Raw genomic sequence first — 17,296 nt, forward strand, 5'->3', positions numbered from 1 at the left:
CGAGATGGGAAGCGATTTATCGGTGCCTCGTAAGGATACGTCTGTGCAGCGAACGGTACTCGTTTTGGTCGTCGCCGCGGTCATCGTCGGCGCCGGCTTTGTCTCTATCGGGGCCGCACAGGGCGGTGCCGGCCTCCCGGCCAGTGGGTTCGGTCAGATGGACGTCGCGCCCGACGACGTCCTGATAGAGGCCTCCGTGGAGCCGGACGGCGACGCCGTCTGGGAGACACAGTACCGGGTCCGCCTCGGGAGCGACGATGAGGAGCAAGCCTTCGAGGAACTTCGCGCGGACGTGGAGTCAGACCCGAGCGCGTACACGGATCGATTCGGCGAGCGGATGCGCGCGACGGCGGACGCCGCCGAGAACGCGACGGGTCGCGAGATGACCGTCACGAACGTCACCGTGACCGCCGAACGTCGTGAGCTCCCGCAGACGTACGGTGTGTTGACCTACCGCTTCGAGTGGCGGAACTTCGCGGCCGTGGAGGGCGACCGGATTCTGGTCGGCGACGCGGTCGACGCGCTGTTCCTCGACGACGCCACGTCGCTCATCGTGTCGTGGGAGGACGGCTACCGACTCGGCGACGTCTCGCCGTCACCGACGGAAACCCGCGACGGCGCCGTCGTCTGGGAGGGGCCGGTCGACTTCACCGAGGGCGAACCGCGAGTGATCATCGAGCCCGACGGCCGCTCCACCGGGCCGCTCCTGCTCGGCACCATCGGACTGCTCGTGGCGATCGTCGCCGTGATCGGCTATCGTCGCCGCTCGTCGGACGCGCAGGCGTCGGACGAGGCCGAGCCGACCGCGGCGGCCGAGGAGTCCGAGACGCCCGCCGAGGACGACTCCGAGACCGCGGCCTCGGCAGATCGCGCGACCCTCGGAAGCGGGGCCGGACCGGGCGCAGACTCCGGCGAGACGCCGGACGACGAAGCGGGCGGGTCGCAACCCGACTCGGACGAAGGCGCAGACGAGTCGGTACCGCCGGTCGACGAGGATCTGTTGAGCAACGAAGAGCAGGTCCTCCGACTCATCGAGAACAACGGCGGTCGGATGAAACAGAAACGGGTCGCCGAGGAGTTGGACTGGACCGCCGCGAAGACGAGCCAAGTCGTGACCGGACTCCGCGACGAGGGCGACCTCGACGGATTCCGGCTCGGCCGAGAGAACGTCCTCTCGCTGCCCGAGTACGACGCTGGGCAGGACGGGGATGACGACGACGACCCCGAGACCGACGAGAACGAGTAACTGAGCCCGGAGTCGGGCGCTGATCGGCTCCGGTGTTGGTTATCTGCCGCGGTGACGCGTCACAGATCGCGCGAGCGACCGAGATGCTGGAGTTCTCCCCCGCAGTCGCAGGTGGTCCCCGACTCCGTTCGCTTGCCGCATCTGAAGCATTCGTACAATTCTTGGACGTTTGTTTGGGTTTGTGGTCGCATGTGTAACAGAAGGATAGCTGTAATAATAGCTTCTGTCCTAATATTATAAATATACAACCTAAGAGTATCAAGATAAAACTAGACGAACGATCAAAACCATGAGCGGCGCAGCGGTCGCGGGCGAGGGTCGTGAGTCACTCCGCCTTCCACGCAGTGGTCGCCTCGTTCTTCCTCTATCTCGGGGTGGGAAACGGAGCGGCCGGTGCACTGGTCAGTCTCCTTTTAAGTGGTCTCGTCGGTATCCTCCTCGTCGCGGCGGGCGTCGTGACCGCGCGGATCACCGAGCAGCGAACCTGAGCGCGGCCCGCTCGCGTCGCTCGGCGAGCGTGTGTGACCCGTCAGCTCGTGCATAACGCCGTGAGAATCGGCTCCCGTCTTCGCGTCGAACCGGTAGAAAGCCGGAAAAGGGATTTGAACCCTCGACCTATTCCTTACGAAGGAATCGCTCTGCCAGCTGAGCTATTCCGGCACGCAACTAACAATTCCCGAACGGAAAAATAAGGGTTCCGAAACGCCGACGGCGGCGGGGGCGACAGCGAACGCTGTCCTCCGCTCCGTCGGGACGGCCCTCTCGACGCTGACGGCCGGAATTCAGTGTACTCATTTGTTTTGCTAATTCAGAGTATACTACACATACCAACCGTTTTCTCTGAAATAATCACACCTATATAAGGAAAAAGCATATATACATGGTCGTTCATTCGATTAACTGTTGTCGCACCGATCGCGTGCCGCGATGGCGGGGATCGACTCCCTAGACGGTGCCTGTCCGGTCGAAGCCCGTGCCGGACGCCGGTTGCCTCGTCGGTCGCGCCCTCACGGCGACCCGACGTGGTGGTCACCGCTATCAGCGTTCCACCGAGGCTGTCACGGTCCACGTTTCCGACGTGCCAAGCGCGAACTCGCCTCTGGCCCCCGATGGCTGACGGCCGCGGACTTTTGTCATGTGACGGGCCGTGCCAGTCCGACCCGGCGTTGCCGGGTGGGACGGCGTTCACTCTGTCGATCCGTACATCAGCACTCGTCGACGCTCGCCAACGTCAGGGCACTCCGACGAGCGGCGATGCCCACCGAGCGACCGGTCGAAACCCGATCTATCTGAACAGCGACCGTGGCGCGTCTGCCACTGCCGTAAGCCCGCTCACGCCAGCTCCGAGGATCGCCGCGAGACGCACTTCTGCGGGCGCGACACCGAGTTTGCGAGCGAGGAGACCCGGTCGAGCGTCGGCACCGATGACCGCAACCGTCCGGCCGCGAACGCGTATCTCCGTGGTGAGGTCCGCCGCGGTCAACAGCGCGGCCGGGCCCCCGGTGTCGACATCAGGCAACCGTCGAGCGACGCGGATCGCGTCGCGAACGGTCGCTACCTCGACGAACAGGTGATCGCCCGTCGAGCGGACGTCGAAGGCGATGCCGTCGACGCTGAGTGTCAGGTCTTCTGTTTCGACCGAGAGCGGCGCCCTCGCCTCAGTCGCGTTCACGTGTCGTGACCCGAACGGTGCCGTCGAGCCGCCAGTTGGCGTGTTCGACGTCGTCGCCGGTGCCGCTCGGCACGTCGACGCTCATCTCTTCGAACTCGTACACTATCTCCGCGTTGCGGCCGGTCAGCCTGTCGTAGAGCCCGATGGCGAGGTCAGGCCACGTCGTCGGCTCGTCGATGCGCTCCTCGGGGTTAGCTGCGTCACTCATACGCGATACCACGGGCCACAGTGGCATAAAAGTGTCACCCGAACGAAACTCTACGCGATTCGGGCGCCGGTGCTCGGCGGCGTCGAGAGCACGACACATCTCGAACGAATCCGTTCTACCGGAGAATCGATACCTCTCTCAGACCCGCGTCAGTCTGACGTCGAGACAGACGTTGTACTCGTGGGGCGCGTACGATTTGACGACGTGTTCGGTCTCGACGGTCACCTCGTACTCGTCGTCCGCTGCGGCGCGGATCGCCCGGGTTCCGGGGCCGAATGGGTCGTCCTCGTGCTGAATGTCGTAATAGTGGACGACGCACTCGTCGCCGGCCAGGGCGACCGCCGTGTCGAGGAACTCATCGGCCGAGTGCGGGAGGTTCATCACGAGGCGGTCGGCGGTGTCCGCGTAGTCGGCTGGAGCGCCGTCCGCGCCGCCGACGAGGTCGCGCACGTCGCCCGCGATCGCGGTCACGCGGTCGGCAACTCCGTTTCGGGCCGCGTTTTGGCGGAGGTATTCGACGGCGCGCTCGTTGAGGTCGCAGGCGACGACGTCTGCGCCGCGGGTCGCCATCGGCACCGCGTACGGACCGACGCCGGCGAACATATCTATCGCGTCCTCGCCTGGCTCCATCTGCTCTATCACGCGGTGGCGCTCGGTGGCGAGGCGCGGCGAGAAGTACACCTCGGCGACGTCGAGCAGGAACTCGTGGCCGTACTCGCGGTGGACCGTCTCGGTGTCGGTCCCAGCCAGCACGTCCCATCGTCTGACGCGTAGTTCGCCCTCGATCGGCGACGCGCGGTTGAGCACGGTCTCGCAGGGCACGTCGGAGGCCATTACGGCCTCGGCGATCTCGCGGGCGCGCTCGTCGCTCTCCTCGTCGACGATGACGATGTCGCCGAGCCGCTCCAGCGAGGGCTCGTAGCCGAGGATCTCGGCCGGAGTCAGGGGACGGTCCCGCTCGGCGACGTCGCGCTCGACGATCGCCGCGTCGAGATCGGCAGGGACTGCCTCGGGGTCGACGACCGGGATGTAGATCGTGTCGCCGTCGACAGCGATCTCGTGGTCGCCGTCGAGGACGTCGGCGTCGGCAAGTCGCTCGCGGACCGCTTCGCCGCGCTCGCGCTCGACCGCGACGCAGGGAACGCTCATTATCGTGAGGAGGCGGAGCGAGCCATAAACGCTGACGCTTTCGGTCGTTCGACTGCGAGCGCGACGGAAGGGTGCTTCCGACGGTCACTCAGTCGTCCGCTCGTGCTCCCGGTCGGTACGCCTCGCTTATCCCCTTCCATTTCCCGGAGCGGAACCGCCAGTAGTTGATCGCGGCGGGAATCGTCGTCTCCGCGAGGAACGCTAGGTACAGCCCCCACAGCCCGATCGCGGGGAGCGCAACCTCCGGAATCGTGACCCCGGTCAGCGGGATCTGGAGCGCGGGCGTCGCGTCGTTGGCGCCGATGTACGCCAGCGGGATCGAGACGCAGAACATTCCGAGGAACTGGCTCGCGAAGGGAATTTTCGTGTCGCCGGCCGCGTCGAGCGGTCCTGCAGCACCGCCCGACACGCCCTGGAACACGACGGCGACGCAGGCAGCGTACACGAGGTTCACGGCGATGGGAACCTCCGGACTCTCCGGGCTCGCAGCGAACAGCACAACGATGTCGGTCGCGAACACCGCGATCAACGCGGCGGAGACGACGTACGTCGCCACCGAGAATCGAATGATGTCGCGGGCGTACGCCTCCGCCTCGCCGGGGTCCTCGCTGCCGAGCGTCTGCCCGACGAGACTGGAGGAGGCAAGGCCGAACCCCCAACCGGGCGTGTTCATGATCCCCCAGATGCGACGGGCGATGACGAACGCGGCGACGGTGTTCTCGCCGAACACGTCGAGGATCGCGAGCATGGGAAACTCCGCGGCCGTCCAGACGAGGTTGCGCGCACCGACCGGGAGACCGATTTCGACGAGGTCGCGAAGCATGTCCGGGTTCAGGTACGAGCCGAAGGGGTCGATGGCAATCGGGAATTCGCCGAGGCCGGGTAACCGGCCGCGGACGAGGCCGCCGGCGAACGCCGCGGTGACGAGGACGTTCGAGAGGACGGTCCCGTAGGCGGCGCCCTCGACGCCCAGTCCGAATTCGAAGATGAACAGGGCACTGAGCGCGATGTTCGCGAGCGCGCCGCCGGCCCGCGCCTGCATCGCGGTGTACGCGTCGTCGCAGCCGACCAGCACCCGACTCCCGACGAGGTTGAGCGCCGCGAACGGGACGCCGAGTCCGACGACGCGGAGGTACGCCGCCCCGAGAGCGATCGCCTCCTCGTTGCTGCTCAGCACGTCGATGAACGCGGTCGAGTACGTCCAGAAGGCGGCCGAAACCGGAATCGTGACGATCACGACGAGGAGGACGCTCGCACGGACGGCGTCGCCGAGTTCGGCGTACGCCTCCGCGCCGTATCGCTGGGAAACCAGGGCGATGGTACCGCCGGCGACGCCCCCGCCGATCGCGAACGCGAGGCCCCAGTACGGTCCGGCGAACCCGACGCCGGCGACCGCGCTGGTACCGACGGCGACGCCGACGAGTGCCACGTCGACGGCGTTCTTCGACATTCTGGCGATCCCCGTGACGATTCGCGGCCACGCAAGGTCGGTCGTCCGGACCACGCGGTGGCGGTCGATCAGCCCTGCCTTCGCGAGGGCGAAGCCGATGTAGAGGATGAGCGCGCGGAAGGGGTTCGGCAGACGGGACACTACGGGTACGGTCCTTTCCCCGTCGCCGCTAAAGGCATTTCGTCACCCGGCGTGCGTTTCCGGATCGAGGGACCGACGGACGTCGCCGACGCCGTGGGGAACGGTGACGGTTCGACCCCGACCACTCTCAGGCGCCCGACACGAGGTACACCGACGCGGCGGCGAGAGCGATCCCGAGCGCCTTGCGTGCGGTGAACGACTCGCCCAGAAACAGCACTCCGATCAGCGACGAAAACACGAGGAACATCGCGAAAATGGGCGTCACGACGCTCACCGGCCCCAGCGCGAGCGAGCGATACAGCGCGAGGATTCCGATCCCCAGGAACACGCCGGCGGCGAGCACGTGGAGGACCTTCGGCGAGCCGAGATGCACTGCGAACCCCTGACCGGTGTACGCGAGCACGCTCACGGCCATGAGGATGAGCAGGGAGTTGGAAATGACGACCGCGACGTCGCTCGGAACGGCGTCCGGGCCCGTGGTCGCGACCCGCATCAGCGGGGAGACGAGCGCATACGCGCCCATCGCGAGGAGAGCGTAAGGGAGGTAGGTAGCGTCCATACCGTGCGGTCGACCGGACCGGACAAGTGCCTACCGACCCGACTCAGAGGCCGTCTCGGCATCGGGTCTCCGCGCCGACTCCGACTCGGTCGCCTCAACAGTCGTCGCCTCTTTCATGGGCACGAAGAGGGTGACGACCGTCCCCACTGGCTCGCGGTCCGCGAAGGAGACGCGGCCGCCGATCGTGTCGATTCCCCACTTTACGATCCACAGGCCGACGCCGCTCGCGTGCTCCAGCGGCGTCTCCGTGCCCTGATCGAGGACTTCGCGCTCTTCCTGGTCGATGCCCGGCCCGTCGTCGGCGACCGAGAGCTTCACCCAGCCGCCCTCGGTCGACGCGTCGATCCACACGGACGGTCGGTCCGCGTCGTTGTGCTGCACCGCGTTCGAACAGAGGTTCCACAGGACTTCCTTGAGTGTCGCCGGCACGCGCACCGCTGGCAGATCATCGCCAATTGAAACCTCGGCGTGCGGCCACTCCTCCCGGAGGTTCGCGGCGGTCTCCCGGACGAGTTCCGTCACTACGATCGGTGGGTCCGGCTCCGAAACCGGGTCGAACAGGTCGCTCGCGGCCCGCGTCCGCTCGCTGAGTTCGTGGATCCGCGCGGCGCTCGCTTTGACGACCGAGAGCGCTCGCTCGTCGCTCGGAACGGTTGCCAACCGGTCGGCGTACCCTTGGATCAGGTTCGTCTCCGTCCGAATGTCGTGGCGAAACACCCTGTTGAGCACGCTCAATCGCTGTTGTTGTACGAGGTAATCGCCGACATCGTGGTAGACGGCGAGTCGACCGATCGCCCTCCCGTGGTCGTCGGTCACGTCTCGCACGGTGACCTCGTACGGTCGTCGTCCGTCCCGTCCCACGATGGAGAGCGGCCCCACGTCGCCGTGTTGGTCTTTGAGCTCGTCGTATCGGGGGACTACCTCGGTCGCCGCTTCGCCTATCGCCGTCCGCCTGTCGACCTCGAACATCTCTGCGGCAAAGCGATTCAGATCCAACACGTAGCCCTCGGTGCCGACGACGAACACCGGGTCGTGGAGCTGCTCGAACACCAGTTGGCGCGCTCGCCGCCGCGGCGCGGGCGTCAGCGTCAACAGTCGGAACCGCGAGAGCGCGAGGAGGTACGCGACGCCGGAGACCGCGAACGCGAGCGGCGTCGGGTCGAGCCCCGCCATGGGGATGGCTCCCGAGAGGTAGACGATGCTGCTGACCCACGGTGCCGCCGTGCCGACGAGCAGCGCCGCGCTCTGGCCTCGGAACGGGCGCGCGTCGTCGCGGACGAGTTGGAGGATTGGGACCGACCCGATCAGTCCCAGCAGATAGGTGTAGCCGGCCATGGCGAAGTACCACGGCCCGGGTTCGACCCGGAGGAACGACCCCACCGCCGTTTCCGCCACTTCCCGGTCCGCGACGATGAACCCGAACGGGTCGCCCGTCGCGACGACCAGGACGGTGATGGCCGGTGCGACGCAGGCCGCCGCCACGAGGTCCGGACGCACGTACCGGTCTCGCCCGGTATACTCCAGTGCGAACAGCACCCACGCCACCGGAACCACCACCACCCCGACCCACTGGACGTCGTACCAGAGCGCCTTCATGGCGAGCGACGACGCCTCGAGTTCGAAGACGAGGAACGTGGTCCACCACACCTGCCCGACGAGGAGGAGCGCGAGCCATCTGGCGCCCGCGTCCGGCCGCTCTCGCCACGCGAGGATAGCCGCGGACGTCCCGGTCACGACTGCGGCAAGCAGCGCGACTGAGAGCGGACTCAAGCCGATCACACTTATTTACACTCAAAGGAGGTAATAATGATTTTGCTTGGGAATCGACATTCCTGACGCCCTGTAAGGGTGGCCGACCGTCGATCAGGCGACCAGCCGCACCCCGACGATTGCGACGCCGATCAGCAGGTACGTGCTGTCCGGTGCGACGCCCAGAACCGACGCATCGCCGACCCGTCCGGCGAGGGACGTGATGAACAGCGACGCCGCCAGGCCGATGCCGAGCGCAACGACCAGCGGCCACGCCAACAACCCGGCGACGGCGGCGCCCGCCACGAGGACCGCGACCAGGAGGTCGACACCGTACAGCACCAACCGAGTCCGGTCGACGCCGAAGACGACTGGGAGCGTCTCGACGCCGACCGCCGCGTCGGCATCGACGTCCCGAACGTTCGGGAGCTCCGCATCGACGAACGAGCGGAGCAGGAAGTAGGTGAAGACGACGAACAGGACCGGCTCTACAGTCGCCCCAGCGAACGCCACCGGGAGGAACGTGAGCGCGGCCGCCCAGCCGGTCGCAACGACGAGCGAATTGAGGACGAGTACGTCCTTCAGCCGCGGAATCCGGCGATGTCCACCGTCGGTCGCCTTCGCGCCGACTCCCGCGCCGATGCGTCCGCGAGGAATCGCGGCCGAGAGCGCCGTGCTAACGGCCTGTCCGAGGTCGGGCAACCAGTCGGAGGCGTACACGACCCAGAACGCGCCGGGAAGCAGCGTGATCGCGAGTGCGAGGGGGCCGCCGGCGATCGCGAGCGCGACTGCGATACCGTATCCGAGCGCGGCGGCGATCATCAGCTGATCGCCGTAGCGCCGGGCGAGCAGCGCCCGCTGCGGCGTCGACGCGGCGTCCGCGTCCGCGTCTGAGACGTGGTCAACGGTGTACACGGCGAAGGTGACGAGCGCGACCACGAGCGGGGCGACCGTCGATGCGACGCCCAGCAGGACGGTCGCGATGAGCGTCTCGACGGCCGCGACGAGTGCGATGAACGGCGCGCCCGACAGGAAGACGCCGACGAGGTTCGCGGTGTCGGCGTTTTTCCGGGCCGAGGACGATTTCGTGGAGGCCGCAGGCGTGCGGCGCGGCGTCGAGACGGTCGTCGACGCACGCGACGACGTCTCGGACGCTAACGGTTTTGAACGGTTCAGCGATTCGGTGCCGTTGGTGAACTCCGACGGCGAATCTGTGTTTTCTACCATGGTTTGAGGTCGGCACGTCACCGCTCGGTGACGACCGCCGTTGTGTACACAAACCGCCGACCATATCTATTTACATGAAAAATATTAAATAAAGTAACAATCTTTCCCGCTTCAATTCTGCTGCGTTATGGCCAATCGGTGGCTCGTGAGTCACGCGCGAGGTGCGTTCACTACGGGGCCACCCGTGCCCCGTCTGAATCGCCACGCCACGTTTCGCCTGAGTCTCCTGTTCCCCCTTCAGTACGCTTTTGAGGAGAGCGACCGATCTCCGGGGTATGGACGGAACCTTCGACCACGTGATGATCCGCGTCGAGGACTTAGCGGAAAGCCTCGACTGGTATCAGACTCACCTGAACTACGAGGAGAAGGGCCGCTGGGAGGCCGAGACGTTCACCAACGTCTACCTCGGCCCCGAGAACGTCCACGAGGACGGCGCCCTTCTCGAACTCACTCACAACCACGGCGACCACACCTACGACAACGGTGACGCGTGGGGCCACATCGCCGTTCGCGTCCCCGAAGACGCGCTTCAGGAGTCCTACGACGAACTGATGGAGGGCGGCGTCGAGGACTACCGCGACCCCGAGTCCTGTGGCAACCGCTACGCGTTCGTGAAGGACCCCGACGGGCACGAGATCGAGATCGTCAAGCGCGACTACGGCGAGAAGTGGAGCATCGACCACACCATGATCCGGGTCGAGGACGCCGACGAGGCGCTCGGCTACTGGACCCGTAAGTTCGAGTACGCCGAGGTCCGCAGTCGGTGGGAGGCGGACACGTTCGCGAACTACTTCATGGCCCCCGAAGACGCTCCGAGAGAGGCGATGAAGCTGGAGCTCACCTACAACTACGACGGCCGCGAGTACACGATGGGCGACGGCTGGGGTCACCTCTGCGTCCGCGTCGACGACCTCGACGAAGCGTGGGAGACACTGATGACGCGCGAGGCGCCGGACTACCGTGACCCCGAGTCCTGCGACCACAACTACGCGTTCACGAAAGATCAGGACGGCCACGAGATCGAACTGCTCGTCCGCGAGTAACGCGCGGCCCCCGGTTCAGTTCTTCGCAGCCCGCTCCGCGACGTCGATTCCGCTCACCTCGAACCGAGCGCCGCCCAGCTCGGTGTCCTCCGTGACCTCCACGCTCCACCCGTGCGCCATCGCGATCTGCTGCACGATCTGAAGCCCGAGACCCGTCCCCTCGTGCGAGGTCGAGTAGCCAGCGTCGAACACTTTGGACCACTCCTCGGGGGCGACTCCGGGCCCGTCATCAGCGACGTAAAATCCGGCTACGTTGTCTAAGACCCCGATCTCGACGGCCACGCTCTCCCCGCCGTGCTCGACGGCGTTTCGGATCAGGTTCTCGATCAGCTGTCTGAGTTGGCTCTCGTCGGCGCGGAACGTCAGGTCGCCGTCGACGACGAGCGTTGCGTCAGCGGTCTCGACGCTCGACCAGCAGGCCCCGACGATCGACCTGAGGTCGACCGGCCGCGTCTCGGTCACGCTGTTTCTCTGCCGGGCGAGGTTGAGCAGATCCGTGATCAGCGCGTCCATCCGGTCGTGAGCCTTTGACGCGGCCTCGAGATGAGGCGAATCGGACTCCCTGCGGGCCAGTTCGACCCGTCCCTGCGCCACGTTGAGCGGGTTCCGGAGGTCGTGCGAGATGACGCCCGCGAACTCCTCCAGCCGGTCGTTTTGGCGCTCTAATTCGGCGCTTCGCTGGTGGAGTCGTTCGGCCCGCCCCTCCGCTTGGAACGCGGTTTCCGCTGCGGTCGCGAGGATACGCGCGAGGAACTCGTCGGTGTCGTCGAACACGCCCGGTTCAGTCTCGCCGATCGAGAGCGATCCGTACTCACCGATGGGAAGGATCATCAGGCTCCTGAGTCCGCTCCCGTTGTCGGCGGCGTCGACGGTCTCGATGTCGTCGTACACGCGGACCTCGCCGGCTTCGTAGGCCGCCCAGTTCAGGCTATCGCCCTCCGGCGTGAACACTTCGCGGTCGGAGAGGGCCTCCTTGACGGCCTCCGAGACGCTGGCGGGGACCAACCCCCCTGCCTCCTCATCGTAGAGGCGAACGGTGGTCACCGAGAAGCCGAGCACCTCCCTCGCAGCGGTCACGATTCGCTCGGCGATAGTCTCCTTGGAGTCCGCGCTGATCAGGCTCCGGGTCGCGTCGTGTAGCCGCTCGAGACTCATTTCCCGTTTGACGCGGTCGAGGGCGGCCTTCAGGTGGTTTGCCAGTATCTCGGCGAGAAGGACGTCCGTCTCGCTGAACTCGTTCGGCGTCGGCGCTGAGATAATGAACAGGCCGTGGACCCCGATCGGATGGAGGATCAGACTCTCCGCCGGCGTCTCCTCCTCGACGCGGTCGGACGTCGATAGCTCGTCGATGATGATGGGCTCGTCGCTCCGAAACGCCTCCCACGCGAGCGCCGCCCGCGAGCCCGGCGGTCCATCGCGGTCGTACGTGGGTTGTTCGTCGAACATCGCGGCAACCGACTTGCCGAGCGCCGACGGCTCGAGGGTGTCTCCCGCATCGTTGAGCAGGTGAACGCCGCTCAGCCCCGCGTCGATGACGTCGGCGGCGGCGACGACCGCCATCTGCGTCGTCTCCTCGATGCTCCGCGAGTAATTGAGGTCTTGCGTCCATTTGCGGAGCCGCGCCAGCCGCTCCTCGCGCTGCTTCCGGTCGGAAACGTCGCGCGTGTTGATGACGTAGCCGTCGATTCCGACCTCCTCGAGCCGATTGCTGCCGACCGACTCCGTCCACTGGTAGTCGCCGTCGGCGCGCTTCAGACGACACTCGACGATCGGGTCCGGCGTTCCGTCGGCGAGTGAATCGTAAAACGCCTCGAAGGCCCGCTCGCGGTCGTCGGGATGCACGTAGGCGAAGGCGTTCTCGCCGACCATATCCGCCGGATCGTGGCCGAGTATTAACTCGATCGACGGGCTCACGTACTGGAACACGCCGTTCGTGTCGAGGAGGGAGACGATGTCGTTCGATCGCTCGACGAACGCGCGGTGCCGCTCGCGCTCCGTGACGTCTCTGATTATCCCGACGAACCGCTGTTCGCCGTCCTCCTCGAACCCGCCAAGGGACACCGAGAGCGGAACCTCGTGACCGTCGCGGTGTCGCCCGGGGAACTCGACGGCCGACCAGTCCATCTCCGTGTTCCCGCCGGAGAGGTAGCGCTCGACCGACTCGTAATCAGTCCGTCTGTATCGATCCGCCATCAGCGTCGAAAGCGGCTCGCCCACCAGTTCCGACGGATCGTAGCCGAACAGCCGTTCTATTGCCGGGTTTGAGAACTGGATCGTACTGTCGGCGTCGATGGTGACGATGCCGTCCATCGAGTTGTCGGTGATCGCTCGCAGTTGCGTTTGGATCCGCTCGGCCTCGCGTTCGGCACGCCGCTTCATCACGGCGTCGACGATCCGGTTCGCGAGAATCTCGTACTGCTCCGTCCCGCCGCTCTTTTGAAGGTAATCCGTCACGCCGGCCGAGATCGCCTCGCTGGCGACCGTTTCGGACCCCTTGCCGGTGTAGAGAATGAAGGGCAGAGTAGAGTCGCGCTCCCGGACGAGTTCCAAGAACTCGATCCCGTTCGGTCCGGGCATGTCGTGGTCGGAGACGACACAGTCGATCCCCTCCGACTCGAGGCGTTCCAGCCCGGCCGTCGCGTTCAGCGCGGTTTCGACCGTGATCCGGTCGTCCTCACGTTCGAGGAACGATCCGGTCATCGCCGACAGGTCCGGGTCGTCGTCGACGTGAAGAACCCGGATCCGGTCTGTCATTTTCCTCGAATACTCTTGACGGTGGTATAATCATTTGGGGTTCTATCTCTGTCCGCCGATTCTGCGGCGGACGCACGCGCTGCGAGCGCGCGTACGCTAGTCGTCGGTCGGTCGAAACACGACCAGCGGCTTGCCGTCCGTCGCCCGTTCCTCGACGCCAATGTCGACCGTCAGGCCGACCCTGACCTCGTCGCCGTCCGGGTCGACACCGCGCAGCACGCCCGTCGTCCGCACCGGGCCGAAGTCGGCGACCGCGGTGACGTACGGGGCGTCGTCGGCGAACCGCGGCGACGGAACGTGAACGACGCTGAACGTCTCGATCCGGCCTGTCTCGTCGAGCGGTTCCCGCGAGAGCGCGTCAGACCCGCACTCCGGGCACACCCGACGCGGTGGGAGGGACCCGTGCCCCTCCGGGCAGACGAGCGCGTACCCCTCGCCCGCGTCGATCGCGTCGAGCCACGCCTCGTAGTCGGCGTCGCTCATTCCGCCACCTCCAGCACGTGAACGACCGCGCTCGCGACGGTTCCGCCCGCGTTGTGTGCGACGCCGACTTGTGCGTCGGGGACGTGCTCGCTGTTCGGGTGGTCGCCCCGGAGCAGCCGCGTCAGTTCGGCAATCTGCGAGCCGCCGGTCGCGCCGACCGGGTGCCCCTTCGCCTTGAGTCCGCCGGAGAGGTTCACCGGGAGGTCGCCGTCGGCCGTGGTTGCGCCCTCGCGGGCAGCGCCGATTCCCTCGCCGACCTCGAAGAGGCCGAGCGACTCCAGCGCGAGCACCTCGGCGATGGTGAAACAGTCGTGGACCTCCGCGACATCGACGTCGTCCGGACCCACGCCGGCGGCCGCGTAGGCTGCCTCGGCGGCGTCGTCGGCGGCCGGCGTGCGCGCGAGGTGCTCGCGGTCGCCGAGCGCCATCCGATCTGTCCCCTGTCCCGTTCCGGTCACCGCGACGGGTGCGTCCAAGTCGTGCTCGGCGGCGTACTCCTCGGAGACGATCACCAGCGCGCTCGCACCGTCGGTGATCGGACAGGCGTCGTAGAGGTGGAGCGGCTCGGCGACGGGAGGGGCGTCCATCGCCTCGTCGACGGACACCTCCCGGCGGTACTGGGCGTACTCGTTCGGGAGGGCGTTCTCGTGGTTCTTCGACGCGATGTGCGCCAGGTCCCGACGGCTCCCGCCGTACGTCTCGAAGTAGGCGGTCGCCATCAGGGCGTACGCGCCGGGGAAGGTGACGCCCGCGCGGACCTCGAACAGGTCGTCGGCGGCTATCGCGAGTCCCTCCGTCACCTCGTCGGTCGGCAGGTTCGTCATGCGCTCCATCCCACCCGCGAGGACGACGTCGGCGTGCCCCGCCTCGACGGTGCGGACCGCCTCGCGGACCGCGACGCCCGCCGAGGCACAGGCCGACTCGTAGCGGGTCGCGGGACAGCGCACGCCGGCCGCCTCGGCCATCAACGGGGCCTGGTGGCCCTGATGCTCCGCGAGCGCGCCCATGAAGTTCCCGTAGTTCAGCTCCTCAACGTCCGCTCGCTGGACGCCGGCGTCCTCGAACGCTCGCTCCGAGGCCTCCGCGAAGAGGTCGCGTCCCGCGCGGTCCGGGTGGCGCCCGAAGCGAGTGAGACCGACTCCGGCGACGCGTACTGTTGTCATACATAAACGATACTCGTGATCCGGTTTATCCTTGCCGGATACGAGGGTCGGAGGGCGACTCGACCGAGGGGACCGTTATCCGATGTACCGCAGGTCGTCGTCCGGAACCGCCGGGCCGTCCTGCATCTCGCGGATCTTTCCGACGACCTCTTCCATCTCGTCGGCGCGGTCCTCCAGGCTCTCGTAGTCGACGTCGAACGCGAGCACCGTCTGGAGGACTTCGAGCACCGCGCGGGCGCTCTTCGGGTCGACGAGGTAGCCGCTGGTCTCGCCCATCAGGCAGGCGGCGTCGAAGTCGCGACGCCCGCCGAGTCCGAGGACGAGTCCGGAGACGCCGACGATCCCGCCGGCCGGCTCGTCGGGTCGGAACTCAACGTCGGCCTCTTTCAGGTCCTCCAGGAGGTCCCCGTTCGAGACCGCTCCGAGAACGGTGTACTCCTCGACGAGTTCGCCGGTCGGGACGCCTCCGAGCGCATACGCCCGCGTCGCGCCGAACTCCTCGGCGATGTCGAGGAACGTCGTTGTCAGTCGGTAATGACCCGCGTTCGACCCGGCCTGGTGGTCGCCGGTCAATACGAGGAGGTCGGCGCCCTCGGTCTCGACCGCGTGGAACTCGGCACAGGTCAGCGACGCGACGCCGTCGCCGTCGACGTCCACCTGCGGGGGGAATTCGGTCGAGTACACCCGCCGGACCAGTTCGCCGTCGAACTCTTCTAACAGGTGTTCCGCCGCGAGCTTCCCCACGTGTCCGACGCCAGGGAGCCCTTCGATGAGCACCGGGTCGTCGAGCTCCGGGGTCGCCACCTCGTCGATCTCGATGTCGTCCATGTCAGATCAGTCCGAGCGGCGGTCACAAGAGGGTGGCTATTCCGGTGCTACGGGACGGTGCCGTCGCGACCCCGGCGCCGTCACTCGGCGTCGCGTCGCCGAGCGCGCCGACGGTACTCGCCGTAGGGGTCCTCGGGGCTGAACGGCGCCGGCGCGCTGTTCGCGGTCGGTCCGTCGCAGTCGGGACAGCGGTCGCCGAGCGTGTACACCGGTCGGTCGTGGGCCTGCTTCCAGTTCGCACAGACGCGGATGTCTGATTTCACGATAAGGACAAAATCGGGTGGCGTCGGTCAGACCGGTTACTCGTCGTCTTCGCGGCGTTCGCGGTGGAACGCGCCGACGCCGCCGGCGGCTTCGATCGCCTTGCGGGCGCGGGCCGCGGCGGCTTCGAGCTGGTCCTCGGCCGTCTTGTAGTCGGGCGCGCGAACCTTGATCCGGTACTCGGGCGAGCCGACGTAGCCGACTTCGAGGTCGACGCCGTCCGGGACCTCGCCGTTGCCTTCGGCGGCCTCGAGCGCCGCCTTCACGTCGTCGACGCCGTCGGGGGCCGCGGACTCGAGGTCCACGTAGCCGGTCACGTTGACGTACGGCACCGAGACGTTGTCACGGGCGGCCTCGACGATCGCCTCGCGGGCGTCCTCGTCGACATCGACCGCGTCGAGCGCCTCGCTCCCGCTGATCGCCGCCGCCTCGAAGGCGTCGTACAGCGAATCGTACTCGACAAGGAGCGCGTTGGCGACCTCGGTGTAGCGGTCGTCGTCGACGTCCTCGCCCAGTGCGATGAGCATCCAGTTATCGGCCTTCTGAGCGTTCTTCCAGGCCTGTATCTTGTCCTTTCGCTGGTGCTCGTTGACGTCTTTGATCGACAGGTCGATCTGGTTGGCCGACTCGTCGACCTCGAGCACTTTCGCGACGACCGTCTGCCCCTCGCGGACGTGGTCGCGGACGTTCTTGATCCAGCCGGAGGCGACCTCGCTGATATGGCAGAGGCCGCGTTTGTCCTCGTACTCGTCGAGGTCGACGAACACGCCGAAGTCGGCGATCTCGTCGACGTCGCCGACAACCAACTCGCCGGGTTCGGGCCAGCCGCTGTACTTCATACGGGGTTTATGAGGCGGTTACCGTGCCTCAACGGTTTCGACAATCTCGCCGTGGAACTCGGCCTCCCCGCCGGTCGGGGTCGCGAGCGTCGTGCCGCAGACCGCGCACGACACCACGGAGGAGGCCTTGCCGAAGACGACCTGTTCGTTCTCGCAATCGCCGCAGGCGACGCGGTGGAAATCTCCCGCCATGTTTACTCCTGGAACGTGAGTCGGCCGGCGCGCCAACCCTTGCGCATGTGGGCCTTGCCGCAGTCGCCGCAGCGGTACTTCAGGTGGGTCTTTTTGGTCGGCTTGTCGCCACCGGGCACCTTCGAGTACCCGCCGGCGTTGCCGATCGTCGCGAGGGCGCGGCGTCGCTGACGCGCGTCCCGCTTCATTCCGGTCGCCCGACCCGATCGAACCTTCTCCACCTCGTGCTCCTGGTGGGAGTCACAGTGCGGACAGTACGTGTTGAAACGACGTGGCATCTCCATGGATATCGACCTTGAGTCGCGGTTCGTCGCCGACGCTTAAAACGGGTT

At 66.7% G+C, this 17,296-nt stretch carries 19 protein-coding genes and 1 tRNA gene; 3 read left to right on the top strand and 17 right to left on the bottom strand.

Translation table 11 applies throughout. From position 1 onward, the window contains the following. Nucleotides 1-43: 43 nt before the first annotated feature. Complete coding sequence (locus ACNS84_RS03400; protein WP_435073432.1) at nucleotides 44-1,246, top strand: DUF7345 domain-containing protein; 1,203 nt, start codon at nucleotides 44-46, stop codon at nucleotides 1,244-1,246. Nucleotides 1,247-1,305: 59 nt separating this feature from the next. On the opposite strand, the gene ACNS84_RS03405 is transcribed toward ACNS84_RS03400, so the two are convergent. Beyond that, nucleotides 1,306-1,437 carry a rubrerythrin-like domain-containing protein gene (locus ACNS84_RS03405; protein ID WP_435073433.1) on the bottom strand — a complete coding sequence of 44 codons (132 nt, stop codon included), beginning with the start codon at nucleotides 1,435-1,437 and terminating at the stop codon, nucleotides 1,306-1,308. Nucleotides 1,438-1,566: 129 nt separating this feature from the next. Here ACNS84_RS03405 and ACNS84_RS03410 point away from each other — a divergent pair, with 129 nt between their 5' ends. Further along, nucleotides 1,567-1,734, top strand: coding sequence for a hypothetical protein (locus tag ACNS84_RS03410; RefSeq protein WP_435073434.1), 168 nt, complete (start codon nucleotides 1,567-1,569; stop codon nucleotides 1,732-1,734). 99 nt (nucleotides 1,735-1,833) lie between these two features. Here ACNS84_RS03410 and ACNS84_RS03415 read toward each other — a convergent pair. From ACNS84_RS03415 to ACNS84_RS03450, 8 genes are all read right to left on the bottom strand, one after another. Continuing rightward, nucleotides 1,834-1,906: transfer RNA gene (locus ACNS84_RS03415), tRNA-Thr, on the bottom strand. Between the two features lie 625 nt (nucleotides 1,907-2,531). Continuing rightward, nucleotides 2,532-2,918 (bottom strand): peptide ABC transporter ATP-binding protein, encoded by a 387-nt coding sequence (locus tag ACNS84_RS03420; RefSeq protein WP_435073435.1) that lies wholly within the window; start codon nucleotides 2,916-2,918, stop codon nucleotides 2,532-2,534. After that, nucleotides 2,905-3,126 (bottom strand): hypothetical protein, encoded by a 222-nt coding sequence (locus ACNS84_RS03425; protein ID WP_435073436.1) that lies wholly within the window; start codon nucleotides 3,124-3,126, stop codon nucleotides 2,905-2,907. Before ACNS84_RS03425 ends, ACNS84_RS03420 begins: the two co-directional genes overlap by 14 nt. A gap of 138 nt (nucleotides 3,127-3,264) precedes the next feature. After that, nucleotides 3,265-4,275 carry a class I SAM-dependent methyltransferase gene (locus tag ACNS84_RS03430; protein WP_435073437.1) on the bottom strand — a complete coding sequence of 337 codons (1,011 nt, stop codon included), beginning with the start codon at nucleotides 4,273-4,275 and terminating at the stop codon, nucleotides 3,265-3,267. A gap of 88 nt (nucleotides 4,276-4,363) precedes the next feature. After that, nucleotides 4,364-5,866, bottom strand: a complete 1,503-nt coding sequence (locus tag ACNS84_RS03435) for an MATE family efflux transporter (RefSeq protein WP_435073438.1) — start codon at nucleotides 5,864-5,866, stop codon at nucleotides 4,364-4,366. A 127-nt stretch (nucleotides 5,867-5,993) separates the two neighbouring features. Continuing rightward, nucleotides 5,994-6,425: an EamA family transporter gene (locus ACNS84_RS03440; RefSeq protein ID WP_435073439.1), complete on the bottom strand. Its 432-nt coding sequence runs from the start codon at nucleotides 6,423-6,425 to the stop codon at nucleotides 5,994-5,996. Between the two features lie 30 nt (nucleotides 6,426-6,455). Further along, complete coding sequence (locus tag ACNS84_RS03445) at nucleotides 6,456-8,204, bottom strand: sensor histidine kinase (RefSeq protein ID WP_435073440.1); 1,749 nt, start codon at nucleotides 8,202-8,204, stop codon at nucleotides 6,456-6,458. A gap of 84 nt (nucleotides 8,205-8,288) precedes the next feature. Next, on the bottom strand, nucleotides 8,289-9,401 hold the full coding sequence (locus ACNS84_RS03450; protein WP_435073441.1) for a UbiA family prenyltransferase: 1,113 nt from the start codon (nucleotides 9,399-9,401) through the stop codon (nucleotides 8,289-8,291). Nucleotides 9,402-9,676: 275 nt separating this feature from the next. Between ACNS84_RS03450 and ACNS84_RS03455 the strand changes: the two genes are divergently transcribed. Further along, a complete protein-coding gene (locus ACNS84_RS03455) occupies nucleotides 9,677-10,444 on the top strand; it encodes a VOC family protein (RefSeq protein ID WP_435073442.1) in 768 nt (255 codons plus the stop codon). A gap of 15 nt (nucleotides 10,445-10,459) precedes the next feature. Here ACNS84_RS03455 and ACNS84_RS03460 read toward each other — a convergent pair whose 3' ends face one another. From ACNS84_RS03460 to ACNS84_RS03495, 8 genes are all read right to left on the bottom strand, one after another. Then, the gene (locus ACNS84_RS03460; RefSeq protein WP_435073443.1) at nucleotides 10,460-13,198 is read right to left on the bottom strand and encodes a sensor histidine kinase; all 2,739 of its coding nucleotides are present in this window, start codon (nucleotides 13,196-13,198) and stop codon (nucleotides 10,460-10,462) included. A 96-nt stretch (nucleotides 13,199-13,294) separates the two neighbouring features. Then, nucleotides 13,295-13,681 carry a Zn-ribbon domain-containing OB-fold protein gene (locus ACNS84_RS03465; protein WP_435073444.1) on the bottom strand — a complete coding sequence of 129 codons (387 nt, stop codon included), beginning with the start codon at nucleotides 13,679-13,681 and terminating at the stop codon, nucleotides 13,295-13,297. Beyond that, nucleotides 13,678-14,844 (bottom strand): thiolase domain-containing protein, encoded by a 1,167-nt coding sequence (locus ACNS84_RS03470; protein WP_435073445.1) that lies wholly within the window; start codon nucleotides 14,842-14,844, stop codon nucleotides 13,678-13,680. The genes ACNS84_RS03465 and ACNS84_RS03470 overlap by 4 nt, the downstream gene beginning before the upstream one ends. Nucleotides 14,845-14,919: 75 nt before the next feature. After that, on the bottom strand, nucleotides 14,920-15,672 hold the full coding sequence (locus ACNS84_RS03475; RefSeq protein ID WP_435073446.1) for a proteasome assembly chaperone family protein: 753 nt from the start codon (nucleotides 15,670-15,672) through the stop codon (nucleotides 14,920-14,922). Nucleotides 15,673-15,752: 80 nt separating this feature from the next. After that, a complete protein-coding gene (locus ACNS84_RS03480) occupies nucleotides 15,753-15,935 on the bottom strand; it encodes an RNA-protein complex protein Nop10 (RefSeq protein WP_435073447.1) in 183 nt (60 codons plus the stop codon). 36 nt (nucleotides 15,936-15,971) lie between these two features. Continuing rightward, the gene (locus tag ACNS84_RS03485; protein WP_435073448.1) at nucleotides 15,972-16,772 is read right to left on the bottom strand and encodes a translation initiation factor IF-2 subunit alpha; all 801 of its coding nucleotides are present in this window, start codon (nucleotides 16,770-16,772) and stop codon (nucleotides 15,972-15,974) included. Nucleotides 16,773-16,790: 18 nt separating this feature from the next. After that, nucleotides 16,791-16,964, bottom strand: coding sequence for a 30S ribosomal protein S27e (locus ACNS84_RS03490; RefSeq protein ID WP_435073449.1), 174 nt, complete (start codon nucleotides 16,962-16,964; stop codon nucleotides 16,791-16,793). Nucleotides 16,965-16,966: 2 nt separating this feature from the next. Further along, nucleotides 16,967-17,248, bottom strand: a complete 282-nt coding sequence (locus ACNS84_RS03495; RefSeq protein WP_418284969.1) for a 50S ribosomal protein L44e — start codon at nucleotides 17,246-17,248, stop codon at nucleotides 16,967-16,969. Nucleotides 17,249-17,296: the final 48 nt, after the last annotated feature.

This window comes from Halorubrum wangae, assembly GCF_051194135.1.
Classification (GTDB): domain Archaea; phylum Halobacteriota; class Halobacteria; order Halobacteriales; family Haloferacaceae; genus Halorubrum.

Coding starts and splice junctions, on each gene's coding strand:
- ACNS84_RS03465 (WP_435073444.1), bottom strand. CDS start 13,681: ATGAGCGACGCCGACTACGAGGCGTGGCTCGACGCGATCGACGCGGGC.
- ACNS84_RS03425 (WP_435073436.1), bottom strand. CDS start 3,126: ATGAGTGACGCAGCTAACCCCGAGGAGCGCATCGACGAGCCGACGACG.
- ACNS84_RS03495 (WP_418284969.1), bottom strand. CDS start 17,248: ATGGAGATGCCACGTCGTTTCAACACGTACTGTCCGCACTGTGACTCC.
- ACNS84_RS03490 (WP_435073449.1), bottom strand. CDS start 16,964: ATGGCGGGAGATTTCCACCGCGTCGCCTGCGGCGATTGCGAGAACGAA.
- ACNS84_RS03485 (WP_435073448.1), bottom strand. CDS start 16,772: ATGAAGTACAGCGGCTGGCCCGAACCCGGCGAGTTGGTTGTCGGCGAC.
- ACNS84_RS03430 (WP_435073437.1), bottom strand. CDS start 4,275: ATGAGCGTTCCCTGCGTCGCGGTCGAGCGCGAGCGCGGCGAAGCGGTC.
- ACNS84_RS03460 (WP_435073443.1), bottom strand. CDS start 13,198: ATGACAGACCGGATCCGGGTTCTTCACGTCGACGACGACCCGGACCTG.
- ACNS84_RS03470 (WP_435073445.1), bottom strand. CDS start 14,844: ATGACAACAGTACGCGTCGCCGGAGTCGGTCTCACTCGCTTCGGGCGC.
- ACNS84_RS03405 (WP_435073433.1), bottom strand. CDS start 1,437: ATGCGACCACAAACCCAAACAAACGTCCAAGAATTGTACGAATGCTTC.
- ACNS84_RS03440 (WP_435073439.1), bottom strand. CDS start 6,425: ATGGACGCTACCTACCTCCCTTACGCTCTCCTCGCGATGGGCGCGTAT.
- ACNS84_RS03455 (WP_435073442.1), top strand. CDS start 9,677: ATGGACGGAACCTTCGACCACGTGATGATCCGCGTCGAGGACTTAGCG.
- ACNS84_RS03450 (WP_435073441.1), bottom strand. CDS start 9,401: ATGGTAGAAAACACAGATTCGCCGTCGGAGTTCACCAACGGCACCGAA.
- ACNS84_RS03475 (WP_435073446.1), bottom strand. CDS start 15,672: ATGGACGACATCGAGATCGACGAGGTGGCGACCCCGGAGCTCGACGAC.